Raw genomic sequence first — 18,850 nt, forward strand, 5'->3', positions numbered from 1 at the left:
GCCCTAGGAGTCCCGACGACTCTCGTCAGTGCTCGACAACCGGTCGGACACGTTGCCGAGCAGCAATGCGAGCAGCACCACGCCGATCGTCACGAGCAGGAACGCGCCGATCATCGCGGCAAGTATCAGCATGGTCCATGAAAACCCGTTCATGTGTGCGGTTCCAGCGCGTTGTCGGGGGCATCGTAACTCGGTGTGTGCAGAGTTTTATGTGCGTTTGCCCGCCGTAAACCTGTCAATCGACGCCGAACTTTCGGCGCGTCGTGCCACTGCGTGGCGCGTTCGTCTCGGGGCCCTCATCCGTGCCTGACGAGAGGCGACGCCGTTGCGAACCCCTATAGTGCATTTCCGCAATCACCTGGCGGAAATGCACCGGGCCGCACCCGACACATTCCGCCATTGGCCCATCTATTGCGGAACCCGCTAAAGACCTCCGAAATTCGTGTTTCAGGTTTGAAACGTTAATCGCCATGCTTATATTCCACACAGTCAACAGAATGATTAAATAATCATCTCTGCCGTGTAGAACGTTTATATTGAACGTCGGCTGGTCCGTTGTGCCGCGTTGCACGTATCGTCAGGGGAAAGTTGCCGCCGAGGTGGGTGCATGCCCGGCTGGGTCGGGTGAACCCTGCTCATCATGCCGTCATGATTGCAAAAAATTACTTTTAAAATACGCAGTGCCGGGTGAATAAGACGGAGGCACGCCCTTTTTCGAGTGGGGCCGCAGTGTGCGCTGGCGTACGCATTCAATTTTTAAATTGCATTAAGATTAGCGAATGCATATTCAGTCATATGCGGATACACGAATAATTCATTGAATACGCGGTTGCTTCGGCATTGTTCCGAATTGCACTGGCCGATCACGTCGTCATAGCGCCAATATGTCTGCACTTTCGGTCATGGCGGCTGAATACTGGGAGCCGTCGCTATGATGCACTGCGCGGAGTTCGCATTGTGCGTGATCGGAAAAGGTGATGTAGATCGTTTTCTGCCGAGAGGATGACTATGACCTGCGCGAGTCTCGAGTCTGCAATGCTGCGCTGGGTGCATGCGCCGAACAGGGGCGTGCGTCGTATTGCGATTCTGATGTTCAACGACTGCTCGCTGCAGGGCGCGGGCGTCATCGCCGAAGTCTTCCAGGCGGCCAACGAACTGGCCACTTCCGGGTCGGGCGCATGGTTGTACGACGTATCGTTTCTGTCCGCCGACGGCGGCATGGTGACGTCATCGTCCGGTTTGCGGGTGTGGACCGACGGGCTCGATGCGCGCCATTACGTCGGCTTCGACGCGCTCTATGTGGCGGGCGGCAAAGGCGCAACGGCGGCGGCGCGCGATGAGCGGCTGCTGGTCTGGCTGCGCCGCGTGCGTCGCAACACGGCGATGATCCGGCCGATCGCCGAAGGGCGCGCGGTGCTCGAGGCGGCGTCGCTGCCCGAAGGGAGCGACGTGCGTCAGCTGGTCCCGGCCGTGAATGGCACGCGTGCGCCCGAGCAGGGCATCGTCGAAGTCAGCGACCGCCTCGAATCGATGCGCAGCGCGCTCGCGATGATCAAGCGCGATCTGGGCAATGCGACCGCGCGCTCGGCGGCCGAACGGTTGCTGTCCGACTCGTGCACGAACCTCGCGCCGCTGCTCGGCGAAGACGGCGGCATGAGTCCCGGCGACAAGGTCCGCGCGGCGGCGCGCTGGCTGCAGGAAAACTGCCAGCAGGCGATTTCGATTGCGGACGCCGCGCAGTTCGCGGCGATGAGCGAGCGCAACTTTCTGCGCCGCTTCAAGATGGAAATGGGCATCACGCCGTCGAGCTTTCTGTTGCACGAACGCCTCGCGGTGACGTGCAGCCTGTTGACCGAATCGGAATTGCCGGTCGACAAGATCGCCCGACGCACCGGCATGGGCAACGGCGACCGTCTTGCGAAAGTGTTCCGCAAGCGCATGAGGATTTCGCCGACCGAGTTCAGGATTCAAAGCCGCCGCACGGCAGGCCAGTAATGCCGGCGGGGCCAGCCCGGCGAGCGCAATACGGGCGGCGCCGGGGTCGTGGTTGGTCGTACCTTGCAGAACGATAAGGATTCCCATCTATGTTGACGCAGGCACATGTGAGCGCCCAATCCGTCGAGCCGAACGGCGCAAGCGCCGGGGTTGCTGGCGCGCGCTGCGCGCACATCGTCCCGGTCATTCTCGCGGGTGGCTCGGGCACGCGGCTGTGGCCGGTGTCGCGCGAAAACTTTCCGAAGCAGCTGATCGACGTGGTCGGGTCCGACTCGCTGCTGCAGGCAACCGCGCGCAGGCTCGAAGGCTTCCCGGCGGGCTGGAGCGTCGACGCATCGCCGATCGTCGTGTGCGGCGAGGAGCATCGCTTCGTGATCGCCGAACAGTTGCACGAAAACGGCGTCGACGCGCGTCTGATCGTCGAACCGGCGCGCCGCGACACGGCGCCGGCGCTGACGCTCGCGGCATCGCTCGCGTGCGCGGACGGCAATGACGCGATCCTGATCGTGATGCCGGCCGACCACGCGATCGCCGACGTGCCCGCGCTGCAGCGTGCGCTCGCCTGCGCGGCCCACTACGCGAGCGAGGGCGCGATCGCGACGCTCGGTGTGCCGCCGACGCGTGCCGACACCGGCTTCGGCTATATCCGCATCGGCGCCCCGCTGGCCGCCGGCGGCCACGCGATCGACGGCTTCGTCGAGAAGCCCGCCGAGGAACTCGCGAGGCAATACCTTGCGGCGGGCACTTACTGGTGGAATAGCGGCATTTTCATCGTGCGCGCGCGCGTGTGGCTCGACACGCTTGCGTCGCTGCGGCCCGACATGCATGCGCCGTGCGCAAGCGCGTTCGCAGGTGGCCGCCAGGACGGCGAGGTGTTCCGGCCGTCGCAGGATGCGTTCCTCGACGTGCCCGGTGATTCGATCGATTACGCGGTGATGGAGCGTCTGACCGAGCAGCCGCCGGCACCGTCAGGCGACACCGCGAGCCAACTCGAAACGCAGGACGCGGTTCAAAGCCAGGAACAAGCTCAAAGCCCAGCCGCGGGCATCCCCCCCGGCGTCGTGATCCCGCTCGAGGCCGGCTGGTCCGACCTCGGTTCGTGGGACGCGGTATGGGCGGCGATGGAGAAAGACCCGAACGGCAACGCCGGGCGCGGCCGCGTGACGTTCGAAGGCGCGGTGTCCTGCTATGCGCATTCGGAAGGTCGGCTCGTCGCGTGCGTCGGCACCGCCAACGTGGTCGTGGTCGAGACCGCCGACGCCGTGCTCGTGGTTGACCGCTCGCATGTGCAGGACGTCAAGGGGCTCGTGTCGCGCATCAAGGCGCAGCACGCGCCGGAGGCCGACGCGCATCGCAAGGTGCGGCGCCCGTGGGGCTTCTACGATTCGATCGATCGCGGCGAGCGCTTCCAGGTCAAGCGCATCGTCGTGACGCCCGGCGCGAAGCTGTCACTGCAGATGCATCATCACCGCGCCGAGCATTGGGTGGTCGTGCGCGGCACCGCGCTCGTCACGCGCGGCGAAGAGCAGTTCCTGCTCACCGAGAACCAGTCGACCTACATTCCGCTCGGCACGCGTCACCGGCTCGAAAACCCCGGCAAGGTGCCGCTCGAAATCATCGAAATCCAGTCAGGTGCCTATCTCGGCGAAGACGACATCGTGAGGTTCAACGACAACTACGGCCGCTGCCCGTAGGCAGCCCATGCACGCCCCAATTGCGAACAGGAACGGCAGAACGAGGTAAGCAAAATGCGCAAGTTTCAGGATCTGCTCGCGCGGATTTTCGATGTCGTATTGGTTTTGACGGGTGCGACCGTGGCGTCGCGCATCCGCTTTGATTATCTCGGTCAGTCGGGTTTCTACTGGGCGCTGGTGATGTTTTCGGCTGCGTTCGCGCTAGCCATTTTCCCCGCGTTCGGCGTCTATGAATCGTGGCGCGGCCGCTCGAAGCTCGGGCTCGCCGGACAGGTGTCGCTCGCGTGGCTGATCGTGCAGGCCTGCGCGCTCGTGCTGATGTATTCGCTGCATCGTATCGATCTCGTGTCGCGGTTGTGGTTTTCGTACTGGACCGCGACGACGGGCGGCCTGCTGATCGCGAACCGGCTGATCACGCACGCGGTGCTCGCGCGGGCGCGCGGCGCCGGCATGAATCTGCATCAGGTCGCGATCGTCGGTAGCGGGTCGCAGTGCGATGCGATCCTGCGTCGCATCGAGTCGTCGCCGACCGCGGGCTTTCGCGCGACCGCTGTCTTCAACACGCGCCCGGACGACTCCGGCGTGACGAATCCGCGCGTGCCGGTAGTCGATAGCGTCGACGCGCTCGCCGATTACATTCGCACCAACGACGTGCACGAACTATGGCTGATGCTGTCGCTGTCCGAAGAGCCGTTGATCTGCGAGCTGATCGACGAGTTCCGCGACGACCTCGTGAACATCCGCTTCATGCCGGACGTGCGCAGCCATGCGCTGTTCGAAGGCAGCGGCGTCGTCGATGTGCTCGGCGTACCGGCGATCAATCTGGTCGCCTCGCCGCTGTCGGCCAACTCGATGCTGAAGAAGGAAATCTTCGACCGCCTGTTCGCGGCCACGGCGCTGTTCGTTCTCGCGCCGCTGCTGGTCGGCATCGCGATCGCGGTCAAGCTGTCCTCGCGCGGGCCGGTGCTGTTCAAACAGAAGCGCAAGGGCGCGGACGGACGCGTGTTTACGATCTACAAGTTCCGCTCGATGCGCGTGCATACCGAAGCGAAAGGCACCTTGAGCCAGGCGACACGCAACGACAAGCGCGTGACGAGAGTGGGCGCCTTCCTGCGCCGCACGAGCCTCGACGAGCTGCCGCAATTTTTCAACGTGTTGCGTGGCGACATGTCGGTCGTAGGACCGCGTCCCCATGCGCTCGAGCACGACGACCTCTATCAGAAGGTGGTCGCGGGCTATATCAATCGCTACCGGATCAAACCGGGAATCACGGGCTGGGCACAAATCAACGGCTTCCGTGGCGAAACCGACCGCATCGAGAAGATGGAGCGGCGCGTCGAACATGACCTGTACTACCTGGGTCACTGGTCGTTCGCACTCGATATGCGGATCATCGGCGCGACGATTGTCGCCGGACTGGTGCATCGAAACGCTTACTAGAAAGTCGATAACAAACGCCCCGGGGCGAAGGAGGAAGAATCATGAGCTCGCTTGGTTTTCGCACAGGAAGTCTTGTGGTTTTCGCTAGTGCAGCACTGATGTCCGGATGCTCGATCGTACCGGGACAACGGATGATCACGCCGGCCGCGGTTCAGGACACGGGCGGAGAATTCAGTACCGAAGCCGCAACGCAGAAGCAGATTCCGATCACCGATATCAATCTGGCGTTGCTGAAGAAGCTGAACGCCGACCAGAAGGCTTCGGTGCTGCCGCCGGAGACGACCGGGCTGTTCGCCAAGCCGGCCGTGTACAGGGTCGGTCCGGGCGACGTGCTGCAGATCGTCGTGTGGGATCACCCGGAACTCGCGGCGGCGCTCGGCCAGCCGCCGACCAACTCGCGCAACTCCGATGCAATGCCGGGCTTCCTGATCGACGAGAGGGGCGATATCCAGTTTCCGTATGCGGGCAACCTGCACGTCGCCGGCAAGGACGCGTCGACGATCCAGCGCGAGCTGTATCAGCGGCTGAGCAAGGTCTACCAGAAGCCTGAGGTGACGGTGCGGGTCGCGTCGTTCCGTAACGCGACGGTGTATATCGACGGCGAAGTGCGCACGCCGGGCACGCAATCGATCAACGACGTTCCGATGTCGCTGACGAACGCGGTCGGCCTGAGCGGGGGCTTCACCACGACAGCCGATCGCAGCCGGGTCCAGCTGATCCGCAATGGCACGACCTATACGCTGAACGTCGACGACCTCGTCAAGCGCGGCCGCAATCCATCGGATATCTATCTGCAGCCGGGCGATACCTTGCGCATCCCTGCACGCGAAGACAGCGGCGTCTACGTGATGGGCGAAGTCAACAAGCCTGCCACGGTGCTGCCGTTGCGCGACGGCTCGTTGACGCTGTCGCAGGCGATCTCCGACGGCGGCAGCTTCGACTCGAACACGGCCGCGGGGCAGCAACTGTTCGTGATCCGCAATTCGACCAGCGATTCGCCCGAGATCTATCACCTCGACGCGACCTCGCCGGTGGCGATGCTGCTCGCGAACCAGTTCGAGCTGCAGCCGAAGGACATCGTGTACGTCGGCCAGGGCGGTCTGGTTCGCTTCAACCGTGTGCTGAACCTGCTGTTGCCGGCGATCAACGCGGCGGTGACGGGAGTCGTCCTGACGAAGTAAAGCGCACGTGGCGCAATATCTGAACCGGCAGGCCTTGTTGGGTGAAAAACATGGCAATCAATTACGAAAACCGTTACGCCGGCGTGTATGAACCGGGGCAGCTGCATCTGTCGGACTACGTTCGCACGATCGTGCGCGGTTGGCGCACGATCCTGACGGTGACGTTGATCGCGCTCGCGCTCGGTTGCGCGTACGCGTTCCTCGCGCCGCCGGTCTACCGTGCGGACGTGCTGTTTCACGTCGAGGACAGGACGGCGAACGCGGCGGCGAATTTCAACGCGAACGGCCGGGAGGCGGGCTCGCCGCTTCCCGGCTCGTACGATTCGAAGCCGTCGACGGCGGCGCAGATCGAGTTGCTGAAGTCGCGTCTCGTCACCGAGGAAACGGTACGCGCGCTGCATCTCGACATCACGGCGAAGCCGCGTTATCTGCCGGTGCTCGGTAGCAAGATCGCCGGGCTCGTGAACGGGCACTGGTGGTTCAAGCTGCCGTCGTTCATCAATCTGTCCGGATTCGCTTGGGGCAACGAGAGCATCGCGGTGTCACGCTTCGACACGGCGAAGGACCTGTATGGCGAGACCTTCACGCTGGTCGCGGGCGCCAACGACACCTACATCCTGCGCGATCCTCACGGCAGCGCGATCCTGTCGGGGCGCGTCGGCGAGACGGTGCAAACCGATACCGCGGTCGGCCCGGTCACGCTGCACGTCGACCGGCTGGTCGGCGCGCCCGGCTCGCGTTTCAGGCTGACGCGCGCGTCGACGCTCGGCACGGTGGAGAATCTGGCGAGGACGATGGTCGTGCAGGAAACGGCGGAGGATTCGGGCGTGATCCGCGTGAGCCTCGAAGGCGCCGACCCGGCGCTGACCGCGGCGATCGTCAACAACGTGGCGCGCGAGTTCCTGCACCAGGACCTCGCGAGCCGCTCGACCGAGTCCGACCACACGCTCGCGTTTCTCGAACAGCAACTGCCGGATGCCCGCAAGGCGCTCGACGATGCGGAAGACCGCTACGGCAAGTTCCGCAATACCCATGGCACCGTCGATCTCGGCGAACAAAGCAAGCTGCTGTTGCAGCAGCTCGTCGACAACAAGACGAGGCTGATGGATCTACAGCAGCAGCGCGCGGAGCTGTTGCAGAAATTCACGCCGAGCCATCCGATGGTCGCCGCGCTCGATGCGCAGATCGCCGCCTTGCAGGGCGCGCAGAGCACGATGAACCACAGTGTCTCGAGCATGCCCGACACCGAGCAGACCGCGCTACGGCTGCAGCGCGACGTGCACGTCAACACCGAGCTGTACCAGAACCTGCTCAACAGCGTGCAGCGACTGCGGGTGGCGCAGGCGGGGCAGGTAGGCGGCGTGCGCCTCGTGGACTTCGCCGAAGCACCCGACGATCCCGTGCGGCCGAGGCGCATGCTCGTGATCCTGATGTCGCTCGGCGGCGGGCTCGCGCTCGGTTTTCTGCTGATCTTCCTGAAGCGCGCGATGCGCGGCGGTGTCGAGCGGCCGGACGAGCTCGAAGGGATGCTCGGCGTGCCGGTGTTCGCGGTGGTGCCGCGCAGCCAGACGCAATTGCGCCTGCAGGACAAGGTGTCGCTGCGCCAGCGTGGGCAGCACGTGCTCGCGCAACAGGCACCCGAGGATATCGCGGTGGAAGGCGTGCGCAATCTGCGCACCTCGCTGCAGCTGTCGCTCGATCACGCGGACAACAACGTCGTGATGATCACCGGCTCGCGGCCCGATGCGGGCAAGTCGTTCGTGTCGGTGAATCTGGCGACGCTGGTGGCGTCGGCCCACAAGCGCGTGCTGATCATCGACGGCGACATGCGGCGCGGCGACGTGCATTCGCATTTCGGCGTCAGCCATCGGCCGGGGCTGTCCGACGTGCTTTGTGGCGGCGATCTCAACGCGATGATCCAGCGCGACGTGCTGCCCGGGCTCGACGTGCTCGCGAAAGGCACGCTGCCCTCGCACCCGGCCGAGCTGCTGGCGAGCAAACGCTTCGAAGCGATGCTCGAAGTGCTGAAGCCGCAATACGACGTCGTGATCATCGACACGCCGCCGGTGCTTGCGGTGACCGACTCGACGCTGATCGGCAAATACGCCGCGACGACGCTGCTGGTCGTGCGGCATGGCCGTCAGCCGTTGCACGAGATCATCGAAACCACCAAGCGCCTGCGCAACGGTGGCGTCGGGCTGCGCGGCGTGCTGCTCACCGACGTGCCGCAGGAAGCCGCGTTCCTCGGCTCGGGGTATCAGGGCGGCTACTACGGGTACGACAGCATCGCTGGTTGAGGCTGCTGACCGTGCGGTGCGTCGTGAGCGGCGCGCCGCGGCGGGGACCGACGCGACGGCGCTCGGGTCGCTCGGGTCGTTCCCGAGCGGGATGCTTCGCCGCCCTTAGTGATGTCCCAGCAGAGCGCGCATATCTCCCGGAATTGGCTCCGACGGCTCCACGGTCTGCCACGCGGTCTCGTGCGACGCGAGCGTGACGAGCCGTCGCGCGGCCTTGCTGCTCGAATCGATCTGCAACGCCTCGTTGGCGTTGTGCGACGCGCAGTCCCAATGTCCCACATTGCCGCAGCCGCGCGCGAGACTCAGCAAGGCGTCCCGTTGCTGCTCTAGCGTGCTCACTTCGGCGCGCATGCGGCGCGCGTCGCGATTGTCCGGCTGCGCCGTGATGACCGCAGCGAGGCGCGCCCTGGTCGCCGCCAGATTGCCCCGTTGCAGATAGCCGTGCGCGGCTTTCAGATTCCGCTCCGCGTCGGCGCGCAGCTTGTCGGCTTGCGTGAGCGGGGCGGTCGTCGTGTCGGTGTTGAGGTTGGTGTTGGTGTTGGTCGACGCGACCACCGTGCCGCGCGGGGTGGGTGCGGAGACGGCTGCGCTCGGTGGCGTCGTTGGTGCCACCGTGTGCGCGGTTGCGACGACGGGCTGTGGCGCTGTGGTGCGTACTGTCGCAATGACAGGCGGTGGCGCAAAGGTGGGCGCGGTCGTAGCGACGGGCGGTGGCGTTACGGTGTGCGCGGTTGCTGCGACGGGCGGCGGCGTTACGGCGTGCGTGGTCGTAGCGGCTGGCGGTGGCGCGACGGTGTGCGTGTTCGCCACCACAGTCGGTGCCGCGACGGAGTGTGCGGGCGCAGCGGCTGGCGGTGGCGTGAGGGTATGCGCGTTCGCAACAACAGTCGGCGGCGCGACGGTGTGCACGGTCGCATCAACAGTCGGTGGCGCGACGCTGTGCGTGGTTCCAGCGACGGCCGGTGGCGCGACGCTGTGCGCGGGCGCAGCGACTGGCGGCGGCGCGACGGCGGGCGCGTTCGCAACGATGGTCGGCGGCGCGACTGTGTGTGCAGTCGCAATGGCTGGCGGTGGCGCGACGCTAGGCGCGTTCGCAACGACAATCGGTGGCGCGGCTGTGCGTGAGGTCGCCACGACAGGCGGTGGCACGACGGAAGACGCGGTCGCCACGACGGCCGGTCGCGCCACTGTGGGCGCAGTCGCCACGACAGGCGGTGCTGGCGGCGCGACAGGCGCCGAGTGCGCGGGCTCCGCTTGCTGCCGCGCGGCAACAACGGGACGCGCTGGTTGCGCGACGGCCGCCGCGGGTTTCGGCGCCGCGACAACCGTCGGCGCCGCATTCTGCGCGACCTGCGGCGCGGTGGTTTGCGCGGGGCCGTCCGGCTGCACCGTGCCGAACACCGTCACCGGCGTGTCGACGCTCGCATCGTCATCGTTGAGAAGAACGAAGCCGGCATACACGACGCCGAGCGTCGCGAGCGCCGCCGCGGCGAGCGCGAACGGATGCCGCCGTCGACGGCCGCCCGGCGCGAAAGTCGCCTCGTCGAGCAGTTCGTACGGGCTCAGCTTGGTTAAGGCGCGCCGCGAGGCGCCCGCTGGCAGCGCTTCGAGCTGCGTGCGCGGTGCGGCGAGCGCCCGGGATCCCGAGGTGCGCTCGCCGGGCCTGCCGGCCGTATCGAACGAATCGATCGGCAGCGCATGGCACGCGGGACACGGCGAAAAGCGGCCCGGCAGCGGCACGCCGCAGCATGCGCACTGGTGGAAGGAAGGTTGGTCGGAGGACGTGTCGCGCGGCATGGCCGTCTCGCTCCACTGGCGCCGAAGGCCGGCGCCATCAAAAAGAATGAATGCGACGACGCTCGCAAGCGGCGTCGCGCGAATTTACTGGACGACGACGTAACCGCGCGCCTGCATGCACGCGCTGTAGGCGGCCCAATAGCGTGTCATCGGCGGCTCGGGAGCGGGCAACGGCGGCAGCTTCACGCTCGACGCCGCATTGGCCTGCATCGAAGCGGACGCCCCGTCCGGCGCACCCGGTGCCGCGCTCGCGTTGGTGCCCGCCGCCGATGCATTCGCTGGCGCGTTCGCCGCCACGGTGGCGCCAGGCGCGCTGGCGCCGGTCGCGGCTTCATTCACGGGCTTCACCGACGATGCGCCGCCAGGCGCTTGCGCACCGGCCAGCGGCGCGCTCGCGGCATCGGGCGCGCTTGCGCTCCACGGTAACGGCGTGGCCGTGAACGAACTGGGTGGAAGCGGCGGTTTCGATGGGGCGCCAGTCGACGTGCCTTTGGCCACGGGCGTCGGACGTGGCGGAACCTGCGACTCGCGGGCCATGTTGACCCCGGTCGTCCGGTTTGCCTCCGCGTAGCACATCGCGTTGTCGATGCCGCGCTCGTAGGGGCTCTGACTCCGGACCGGATAGGTGACGGGTCGCCACGCGAATGCGGCAGTGCTCGTCACCAACAGCGTCAGTACGGTATATGTTTTAAATGCCATCGCAGTCACTCCCGCAGCGATGTCTCGCCTTTTTGTGTTTGATTGCGTGTCGTGCTTTCGTGTTTTGCTTGTTGCGCGTCGCGTTCGAGCTTGTAGTTCGTGCCTGCTGCTCGTGCTGTCAGCTCGTCTTGCTCTCGCGGCCTGCCGATAGGCCGTGGCGCTTCGCGGTGCTGGCGCCGGTGTTCCCCGGACAGGCACGTCGCGATAGCTGCTTTGACGAGCGTAGCACCACAGCCTCGCCACGCGATGCATCGGATAGCGCGCGAAAACGCCATCGTGCAGTGCAATCAGGACACAATCGGCGAGGCGGAGTTGAAGATCGGGACAATCCCTGGGCGCCACGACGGATCGTCAGGAGTCGAAGATGAAGAAACTATCGTACCGCTACCGGCCGCTTTGCGCTGCGGTCTGTCTATCGATGCTGTCGCTGGCCGCGCCGCTCGCGAGCCGCGCGGCCGACGACGCCAGCATGCGTGCGGAGACGGGGGGCGAGCGCGCGAGCTTCGCGCAGACGTTCTGCGGCGTGTCGCCCGAGCGGGTCAGCGACTACAAGGAGCGGCTCAGAAAAGTGCTGACCGACGCGAGCGATTTCGATCAGCACTGGGATGCCGGCTGGCATCGCGGGGAAAACATCAACAGCCAGATGAACGCGCTACGCGAGCAGGATCCGAAGGAATTTGCGGCGCGCATCAAGGTCAACTGCGAACGGCTCAAGTGGCTGGCGGGTAACGCGCTGCGCCCGTCGGCGCCGAAGTGAACCGAACGAGACGCGCCAGCCGGAGTCGCAGATTGCCGGGCCAGGCGGTTACGCCGCCGGACGCATCCCGACGCGCGCCATCATGGTCAGGTCGCCGCCCATGCGCGGATCGTAGAACGGGCCTGCCTTGTGGAGATCGTCGAACAGTTCGGGATGCGGCGCCCGCAGCCGATAAAACTCCACCCAGCCCGCCTCGCCGTCCGGCTTCCATGTCTCCTGGGGCACGCCCGCCTGAGCGGAAAACCACGCACTATCGCGATAGCCGCTCGCGACCCGCTCGGCGAGCAGATTGATCCGGTGGTCGTCGTAGGCGTACCAGTCGAGCCCCTTCAGGCGCGCCATCTCGGCCATCAGCACCAGCGGTGCGAGCGCGTAGTTGTGATAGTGGAGCGCGCGCTTGCCGCGCGCCATTTCCATCGGCAGCGTGCCGTCGTCGCGGATGTCGCCGATGCCCTTCTGATAGATCGCGCGAGCCTTGTCGAGGAGCTCTTCGTCGCCGGTCGCGACGGCCGCCGCCGTGATGCCGACGCCCGTCCAGTAGTAGTGGTTGTTGCGCGACTTCTTCGGATTGTCCCAGTAGCCGAGGCTGGCGATCGAAACCTGCTTGAACCACGCGTCGATCCGCTCGCGCTGTTCCGCCGTCGCCAGATGGCGCGTCTTCACATATGCGATGCCGACGCCTCCTTCGACCCACTGACGCAGATAGTGCGACTGATCGTTGTTGACGTGAACCATCTCGCCAAGCAGTGCGCCGTCACGCGCCCAGCTGTCGATCCACCTGATCGCGCACTCGCCCGCGGCGACATCCTTGTCCGCAACATAGCGATCGGACATGTCGGCCACCTGCTTGGTGAAATCGTCGAGCGGCTTCGTCATCTCCCTGTCCGCTTTCAGGGCGGCCTGGTCGATGACCGAATGCGCGGCGTCGATGTAATAGCCCTGCGCCCTGATGTCGCGAATCGCCGGCGGCGCCGACGGGCAGTCCATGGCCGATGCATCGGCGCAAACCGCGAGCAGGGCGAGATAAAAAGCAACTGGCATGAATCGCATCTGTACTCCTTCAGATTGGCGAACGATCGGGGGACTCGTCGGCAGGTGCCGTTTTCCCGCGGCCATTCGATTTGATAAAAAGCTCGCCCGGTACCGCTTGCCGGAACACGCCGCATTGCCACGGGCCGTCGAACGCGCTGGCGGCAATCGCCTGCACGATCGCGTCGTGGAGGTATCGCGCCATCGCCTGCTCGATCTCCGCTGGACGCGGCACGGTCGTCCTCATCGTCGCGATCACTAACTGTTCGTTCTCGTCGGTGCCGGACAGCGCAACGTCGGAAATCACGACGCGGCTCCTGAGCGCCGCGGCGCTCGCGTAGCCGCGTTGCGCGAAGCCTTCGTGAATCGAGCGCAGCAAGCCCTTGAGTTCCATGGCTTGCGCGAGTACCGGGGTGATTTCAAAAACGATGTGGGGCATGGTGAAAGTATTCGTGAGACATGCGACGCGCGCGTCGAGCCCTGCCCGACGGCATGATCTGTATTTCCGGATCGACTGATGGAAGGCCTCGGCCTCGGCCTCGCTGCGAGGCGCAGGGCTACGCGTGCACGGTCGCCGCCCGCTGCCGCTTCAGGTCATCGATCAAACGCCCAATCGTGCTTTTGACCTGGCCCGGCGTAATCAGGCGCGAACACTCGAACTGCCGGTCGGTGCCCGCATGGCGCGGGCACCACAGAAAGTCCTTGTGATCGAACTCGATGGTCGTGTCGTTCCAGCAACTATTGCACGCGTGGTAGTTGATCACGCGGTAGGGCGTTTCGAACTCGTTCTGCGGATGCGTAAAGCCGCTGATCATCACGACCGGCGTGCCGACCGCCCATGCGAGCCACGACAGTCCGCTCGACAAGCCCACGAAGAACTCCGCGTGCAGCAGCAGGCTCGCGCGCTCCTGAAGCGGCAGGCTGCCGGTGAAATCCTCCGCGCCGTGGGGGATGTGATTCCACACGAGCCCCTGTCCATGCACGTGCTCGCGGTCGATGCACAACACGCGATACCCCTGCGCCTTCAGATACTTGACCGTCTCGAACCACCCAGCCGGGTTGTTCCAGTACTTGCACTGGGACGACGACTGCGCGGCAATGCACACGTACGGCTCCGCGATGCGTCGCGTCGTATCGCGAATGCCGATCAGCGGCCGGCATTCTTTGGCCGGCAGCCCGAGCAGGTACGGAATGGTCTTTTGCAGACCGCTGAGACGGAAGTCCGACGGCTGATGCGTGCGATCGTTGCAAGGAAAAAAGATGCCGAGGTAGTAGCTCGCGTAGAACTCGTGCCTGCGCGCATCCTCGTCTTCCGGACGGAGGTAGTGCAGTTCCGGATAGGCGTCTTCGAACAGCGTCCAGATCGCCTCGCCCATCGACAGATACATCTCGCACTGATGCCGCTGGCGAAACTCCTCGACGTACGGGAACCACGCAATGATGTCGCCGATCGTCCCGACCGGCAGACGGGCGTACACCTTCTTGCCGCGCAGGTCGAAGTCGTGCTCGAAGACCAGCTCGTTCTCGCGCAGCACTTCGATCCGGAAGTTGACGTAGTAGCGCTTCGTGCTGCACACCATCGCGTCGTCGACGGACTCGTCGAACAGGACCACATCGGCGTCGCGATCGAGCAGACGCACCCGCCATCCTTTTCCCTTGACCTGGACCCGGCAACCGTAGTTGAAGTCGTAGCGAATGCCGTGCGGGCCTTCGAACAGCGGCTCGCCCAGCTCGACGAACGGCGCCTCGCGCACGCCGCCCGGTTGCGAGACCGCTTGAGTCGGATCGGTATCCTGCGGGGCGCAAGCCATCGCAACGACAGAAGATTCATTCATATAAGGCTCTTTATTCGCTTACTCGCCGCGCGAAACCTTCGAGGTCTGCGCGTCGTTCTTTTCGAGCGGCCATTGCAGCCAGTCGCGTGCATTCGACAGGCGCCCGCGCAGATCGTCGAGCGCCGCGTCGTCGCCGCGTTGCGGACCATACTCGCGCTCGGCCGCCAGAAGCAGCGGCAGGTAATCGGCGTAGGCGACGCCCTGGATATCCTGGTACGGCCACGTCGACGGCTTCACCACATATGGCGTCAGGTAGGCGAGCGCGTCACGCAACGCCGGTCGCGCCGGGTCCGGATAATGCCATACGTCGACCCCGGCCAGCTCGCCAAAGCGCGCCATCCGGAACAGCGCCTGCAGATTGAAGGTGGAGTAATGAAATGCGCGGGTCCGTTCGAGCTCCAGCGGCTCGCTGCCATCCGGGCGGACCTGCACGTCGATGCGCCGCGCGAGCGCTTCCGTCAGCGTCTTGCGAGCCAGCTCGCGATCGCCGGTGAAGAGTGCCTGGTCGACCACCTGCTCGTCGAAGTAGGTGCCGTGGTTGTTGCGCGACGCGGCTTCGTCAAGGCCATTCCTGCTCGTCAGCATCCAGTTCGTGTAGTCCGTGAACCACTGGTGCAGCCCCGCGACTTCCTCCGCACTCAACGCCCCCGACGGTTCGATCAGGCCGATCGTGTCGATCACCTGCCAGAAATGGCGCGTATCGATAATGCCGGTGCCCCGTCCGTCGTTGATGCCCATCACCGCCTGCGCGTACTTTAGGTTCGGGTTCATGCGCGTGGCGGGATCCAGAAACCATGTACGCAGCAGCAATGCCGCATGCCGCGCATAGCGCTCGTCACCGGAGAAGTAGTAGCCGATGCCCAATGCGCCGACCGCGTCGGAGAAATTCTCGATCCGCTTCGAATCCGTCTCGTTGTTCTTCGCCGCCGGGTTGATCCGGCCGTCGCGGCGGACGTAGGGCAAACCGTCGTGCTTCGACGGATCGGGCCACCAGTACGGCGCGATGCTGAGGTAGTCGTGCTTGTCGCCGCTCGGCGGCAGCGTGCCTTTTTCGGTCACGGAGAACGGCCGCGTGGCGAGCGCCCGATCGGCGTCGTGCAGCAGCTTCCGATAGCTCGGCAGCAACGCCGGATCGTCGGCTGCGAGCCGGCGTTTCGCATCGGCGAGCGCGCCCGCATCCAGCGTGTAGACGGCCGGCTGCGGCGCCGTGGCCGCGAGCACAGGTGCGCCGCCTGCCGCCAGCTGGGCGAGACACGCGCCCGCGACAAGGAAACGGTTGAATCGGTTGCTCATTCACATGCCTCGATCAAGATGGATTGCGCTGCGCTGCGCGGCCGGCGGCGTTGCCGTTACTTCCGGTAAGAGAAGCCCAAAGTCACGGCGACCGGGCTCTGGTAGTGCTGCTGCCCCTTCGCGTAGCTCACATTCAGTGCAAGACGCGCGCTCTGATTCAGCGATCCGCTCACGCCGAGAGTCGCCACGCCCCAGTTCGACGGCGTCTGCGAGTTGATCGGCATACCCGCCACCGTGACCGTCTGCTCGTTGTTGAACGCGTGCATGCCGTTCAGCGAGAAGTACGGTTGCAGGTTCGTATGCCCGAACGTGACGGCCTTGCTGAGCGTCGCGCCCACCGTCGCGATGGTGGCTCCATGGGCCGCCAGGTCCACCGGCGTGCCGCTGTCGAAGAGATAGGAATTCGAATTGGCGCGCAGGTAGTCGATGCCGGCGTGGGGCTCGATGGTCCAGCCGCCGGCGAAGTTCATGCGTCGGCCGCCTTCGAGCGTCACGGAGAAGCCGTTGCCGTTATAGCTGGCATTGTTCGTGTTGCCGACGCCCGTCACGTACAGCGAATTCGACTGGCCAAGATAGCCCGCCGATGCGTCGGTGAACCAGCCGTCCTTGCCCACGAGGCCGCCATACAGGCCGACGTTGAACGGATAGACGTTCGCGGTGCCGCTGTTGCCGGCGGTCGTCCGCGCCTCCGCCACGCCGCCCGTCAAACCGAGATACCAGTTGCCGTAAGGCCGTGCGAAGCGCAGGTCGCGGCCGAATTGCGCGCCGAACACATTGGAGGTCGACTCCACGCCGACCGATTCCAGCGTCATGCGCTGTCCGTACGCGCGCACCCACAAGCCCTGGTCGGCGCCGTCACGCAATTCCGCGAATCGCGACGAGGTCTGCTCCATCTGCCTGTACCAGAGCATCGTCGCGACACCCGGCACGGCCTGCGCCACGGACGCCGCATCGCCGAGCAGACCGGTGTCGTAGATGTAGTACTGGCCGTCGACACTCTGCAAGCCGAATTTCTCCGCGCCGACGTCGAACGTGCCGTTCGGCAATGTGAAGGTGGCGCTGTCGTTCGTGCCACCGACCACGAGGACCCGCGCACCCTTCGGCGTGGTCGTGCTGCTGTCCTGAATGTTCAGCGTGTAATTGCCGGTGCCGTTGTTGACGACGAGCTTGTCGGTCTGCCCGCTGCCGATCTGCGTATTCAGCGTGAACGCGCCGCTGCCGCTGAGTCCGTCGATGACGAACGTCTTGTACCCCGCGCTGTCGGGGGCGTTGAAGACGACGTTGCCGCCGTTGAGCACCAGCGCGTTGGCGCTCGCATTCGCGTTGCCGGTGACCGCCAGCGCCGAGGTCGTCGCCAGCACCAGCGTGCCCTGCACGTTGCCGGACGCGAACACCGGGCCCGCCAGTGGCCCGCTCGCCGTGTCGCCGCCCACGTACAGCGTCGTCGACGCGCCGGCCGCCACGGTGGTGCCAGTCGCCGTGCCGCCGCCGATCACGAACTGCGAGCCACCGTTGGCGATGTTCGCCGCGAACGACTGGCCGCCGCTCGACACCGTCTGCGAGCCCCCCGACAAGACCTGCGTCCCGCTCGCCACGCCGCCCGCGTAGACGGTCTGACGTGCCTTCAGGCCGACCGACGTGTTGAGCGCGCTGCCGCCCGCCGACACGTACTGCGTACCGCCCGACGAGACCGCGCCAACCAGCACCGTATTGACCGCGAGACCGCTCGTCACGGTCTGGCGGGCGAACGCGTTGACCGTCGTATTCAGCGCCGTGCCGCCGCTCGCGACCGACGCGCTGCCGCCCGAATTGACGACGGTATCGCTGACGACGCCGCCCGCCGCGACCTGGACGCCGCCGCTGTTGACGATCGTGCCGCTCGCGCTGCCGCCCGCACTGACCGCTTGCGAACCGGCGTTGACGACCGTGCTGGTCGCCATGCCGCCGGAGGCCACGGCCTGGACGCCACCATTGACGACCGTGCCATTGGCCACCGCGCCCGCGCTCACGGACTGCGAGCCGCCGGACATCACCATCGCGCCGGTCGCCACGCCGCCCGACGACACCGCCTGCTTGCCGCCGCCATTGATGATCGCGTTGAAGTCCGCGCCTCCGGCCGAAATCGCCTGCGAGCCGCCCGACCCGATGATCGTGCCGATCGCGCTGCCGCCCGACAGCACCGCCTGCTTGCCGCCGTTGTTGATGGTCGCCGCCGAGACGATGCCGTTCACGGACTGGCTGCCGCCGCTGTTCACGGTCGCCGAAATCGCCACGCCGCCGGCCGACACGAGTTGCTTGCCGCCGTTGTTGACGGTCGCCGACGTGTCGGTGCCGAACACGGTTTGGGTGCCGCCGCTGTTGATCGTCGCCGAGATCGTCGCGCCGCCGGACGACACGAACTGCTTGCCGCCGTTGTTGATGGTCGCCGACGTATCGGTGCCGAACACGGTCTGACTGCCGCCGCTGTTGACGATGGTCGCGGTCGTTGCGCCGCCGGCTGTAACGGTCTGCTTGCCGCCGGAGTTGATCGTCGTGGCGCTGAGCGTCGTGCCGCTCGTGACGTTGGCCGCGCAACCCGAATTCGCCGGCGACCCCGGCAAGATCTGACCGCTCGCGCACGACTGCGCGTACGCCGCCTGGCTCGCGAGCGCGGGCAGCACCACCGCCAGCAACGCGGACAGCGCGTTCAGGCGCAACGAGGTATCGATACCCGAGGAGGACCGCGCCGAAGCATTGCGCTTCCCGACGGCGCGCGATTGTGTCGTTTTCATTTGTTATCCGTTATGTCTTGGCGAGACAGCAACGCGGCCGCCCGCGGCATTTTCGAGATGCA

Annotated in this window: 14 protein-coding genes; 6 read left to right on the forward strand and 8 right to left on the reverse strand. The window is 65.6% G+C overall.

Translation table 11 applies throughout. The annotated features are described in order from the left end of the window. Positions 1-3: 3 nt before the first annotated feature. The gene (locus CI15_RS37225) at positions 4-153 is read right to left on the reverse strand and encodes a hypothetical protein (RefSeq protein ID WP_162842038.1); all 150 of its coding nucleotides are present in this window, start codon (positions 151-153) and stop codon (positions 4-6) included. An 855-nt stretch (positions 154-1,008) separates the two neighbouring features. Here CI15_RS37225 and CI15_RS03035 point away from each other — a divergent pair. The 5 genes from CI15_RS03035 to CI15_RS03055 all read left to right on the forward strand — a co-directional run bounded on the left by CI15_RS03035 (position 1,009) and on the right by CI15_RS03055 (position 8,607). Beyond that, positions 1,009-1,995 carry a helix-turn-helix domain-containing protein gene (locus CI15_RS03035; RefSeq protein WP_062124228.1) on the forward strand — a complete coding sequence of 329 codons (987 nt, stop codon included), beginning with the start codon at positions 1,009-1,011 and terminating at the stop codon, positions 1,993-1,995. An 89-nt stretch (positions 1,996-2,084) separates the two neighbouring features. Then, on the forward strand, positions 2,085-3,689 hold the full coding sequence (locus CI15_RS03040) for a sugar phosphate nucleotidyltransferase (protein WP_062124229.1): 1,605 nt from the start codon (positions 2,085-2,087) through the stop codon (positions 3,687-3,689). A 54-nt stretch (positions 3,690-3,743) separates the two neighbouring features. Further along, positions 3,744-5,129: an undecaprenyl-phosphate glucose phosphotransferase gene (locus CI15_RS03045; protein ID WP_062124230.1), complete on the forward strand. Its 1,386-nt coding sequence runs from the start codon at positions 3,744-3,746 to the stop codon at positions 5,127-5,129. A gap of 41 nt (positions 5,130-5,170) precedes the next feature. After that, on the forward strand, positions 5,171-6,310 hold the full coding sequence (locus tag CI15_RS03050) for a polysaccharide biosynthesis/export family protein (RefSeq protein ID WP_062124231.1): 1,140 nt from the start codon (positions 5,171-5,173) through the stop codon (positions 6,308-6,310). A 50-nt stretch (positions 6,311-6,360) separates the two neighbouring features. Then, positions 6,361-8,607 carry a polysaccharide biosynthesis tyrosine autokinase gene (locus CI15_RS03055; protein ID WP_062124233.1) on the forward strand — a complete coding sequence of 749 codons (2,247 nt, stop codon included), beginning with the start codon at positions 6,361-6,363 and terminating at the stop codon, positions 8,605-8,607. 105 nt (positions 8,608-8,712) lie between these two features. On the opposite strand, the gene CI15_RS03060 is transcribed toward CI15_RS03055, so the two are convergent. After that, positions 8,713-10,404: a hypothetical protein gene (locus CI15_RS03060; protein ID WP_062124234.1), complete on the reverse strand. Its 1,692-nt coding sequence runs from the start codon at positions 10,402-10,404 to the stop codon at positions 8,713-8,715. Positions 10,405-10,488: 84 nt separating this feature from the next. Beyond that, on the reverse strand, positions 10,489-11,103 hold the full coding sequence (locus tag CI15_RS03065; RefSeq protein WP_062124235.1) for a hypothetical protein: 615 nt from the start codon (positions 11,101-11,103) through the stop codon (positions 10,489-10,491). A gap of 364 nt (positions 11,104-11,467) precedes the next feature. Between CI15_RS03065 and CI15_RS03070 the strand changes: the two genes are divergently transcribed. Beyond that, positions 11,468-11,860 carry a hypothetical protein gene (locus tag CI15_RS03070; protein WP_062124236.1) on the forward strand — a complete coding sequence of 131 codons (393 nt, stop codon included), beginning with the start codon at positions 11,468-11,470 and terminating at the stop codon, positions 11,858-11,860. A gap of 48 nt (positions 11,861-11,908) precedes the next feature. Here the strand turns inward: CI15_RS03070 and CI15_RS03075 are convergent, their stop codons facing one another. The 5 genes from CI15_RS03075 to CI15_RS03095 all read right to left on the reverse strand — a co-directional run bounded on the left by CI15_RS03075 (position 11,909) and on the right by CI15_RS03095 (position 18,788). Next, the gene (locus CI15_RS03075; RefSeq protein ID WP_062124312.1) at positions 11,909-12,901 is read right to left on the reverse strand and encodes an alginate lyase family protein; all 993 of its coding nucleotides are present in this window, start codon (positions 12,899-12,901) and stop codon (positions 11,909-11,911) included. A gap of 19 nt (positions 12,902-12,920) precedes the next feature. Further along, positions 12,921-13,328 (reverse strand): tautomerase family protein, encoded by a 408-nt coding sequence (locus CI15_RS03080; RefSeq protein WP_062124237.1) that lies wholly within the window; start codon positions 13,326-13,328, stop codon positions 12,921-12,923. 118 nt (positions 13,329-13,446) lie between these two features. Beyond that, positions 13,447-14,724 (reverse strand): autotransporter strand-loop-strand O-heptosyltransferase, encoded by a 1,278-nt coding sequence (locus tag CI15_RS03085; protein ID WP_075643647.1) that lies wholly within the window; start codon positions 14,722-14,724, stop codon positions 13,447-13,449. 18 nt (positions 14,725-14,742) lie between these two features. Beyond that, the gene (locus CI15_RS03090) at positions 14,743-16,017 is read right to left on the reverse strand and encodes an alginate lyase family protein (protein WP_062124240.1); all 1,275 of its coding nucleotides are present in this window, start codon (positions 16,015-16,017) and stop codon (positions 14,743-14,745) included. Between the two features lie 56 nt (positions 16,018-16,073). Then, positions 16,074-18,788: an autotransporter outer membrane beta-barrel domain-containing protein gene (locus CI15_RS03095; RefSeq protein WP_062124241.1), complete on the reverse strand. Its 2,715-nt coding sequence runs from the start codon at positions 18,786-18,788 to the stop codon at positions 16,074-16,076. Positions 18,789-18,850: the final 62 nt, after the last annotated feature.

The sequence above is a fragment of the Paraburkholderia monticola genome (assembly GCF_001580545.1).
Classification (GTDB): Bacteria; Pseudomonadota; Gammaproteobacteria; order Burkholderiales; family Burkholderiaceae; genus Paraburkholderia; species Paraburkholderia monticola.

Coding starts and splice junctions, on each gene's coding strand:
- CI15_RS03060 (WP_062124234.1), bottom strand. CDS start 10,404: ATGCCGCGCGACACGTCCTCCGACCAACCTTCCTTCCACCAGTGCGCA.
- CI15_RS03070 (WP_062124236.1), top strand. CDS start 11,468: ATGAAGAAACTATCGTACCGCTACCGGCCGCTTTGCGCTGCGGTCTGT.
- CI15_RS03080 (WP_062124237.1), bottom strand. CDS start 13,328: ATGCCCCACATCGTTTTTGAAATCACCCCGGTACTCGCGCAAGCCATG.
- CI15_RS03050 (WP_062124231.1), top strand. CDS start 5,171: ATGAGCTCGCTTGGTTTTCGCACAGGAAGTCTTGTGGTTTTCGCTAGT.
- CI15_RS37225 (WP_162842038.1), bottom strand. CDS start 153: ATGAACGGGTTTTCATGGACCATGCTGATACTTGCCGCGATGATCGGC.
- CI15_RS03090 (WP_062124240.1), bottom strand. CDS start 16,017: ATGAGCAACCGATTCAACCGTTTCCTTGTCGCGGGCGCGTGTCTCGCC.
- CI15_RS03055 (WP_062124233.1), top strand. CDS start 6,361: ATGGCAATCAATTACGAAAACCGTTACGCCGGCGTGTATGAACCGGGG.
- CI15_RS03065 (WP_062124235.1), bottom strand. CDS start 11,103: ATGGCATTTAAAACATATACCGTACTGACGCTGTTGGTGACGAGCACT.
- CI15_RS03035 (WP_062124228.1), top strand. CDS start 1,009: ATGACCTGCGCGAGTCTCGAGTCTGCAATGCTGCGCTGGGTGCATGCG.
- CI15_RS03075 (WP_062124312.1), bottom strand. CDS start 12,901: ATGCCAGTTGCTTTTTATCTCGCCCTGCTCGCGGTTTGCGCCGATGCA.
- CI15_RS03045 (WP_062124230.1), top strand. CDS start 3,744: ATGCGCAAGTTTCAGGATCTGCTCGCGCGGATTTTCGATGTCGTATTG.
- CI15_RS03095 (WP_062124241.1), bottom strand. CDS start 18,788: ATGAAAACGACACAATCGCGCGCCGTCGGGAAGCGCAATGCTTCGGCG.
- CI15_RS03085 (WP_075643647.1), bottom strand. CDS start 14,724: ATGAATGAATCTTCTGTCGTTGCGATGGCTTGCGCCCCGCAGGATACC.
- CI15_RS03040 (WP_062124229.1), top strand. CDS start 2,085: ATGTTGACGCAGGCACATGTGAGCGCCCAATCCGTCGAGCCGAACGGC.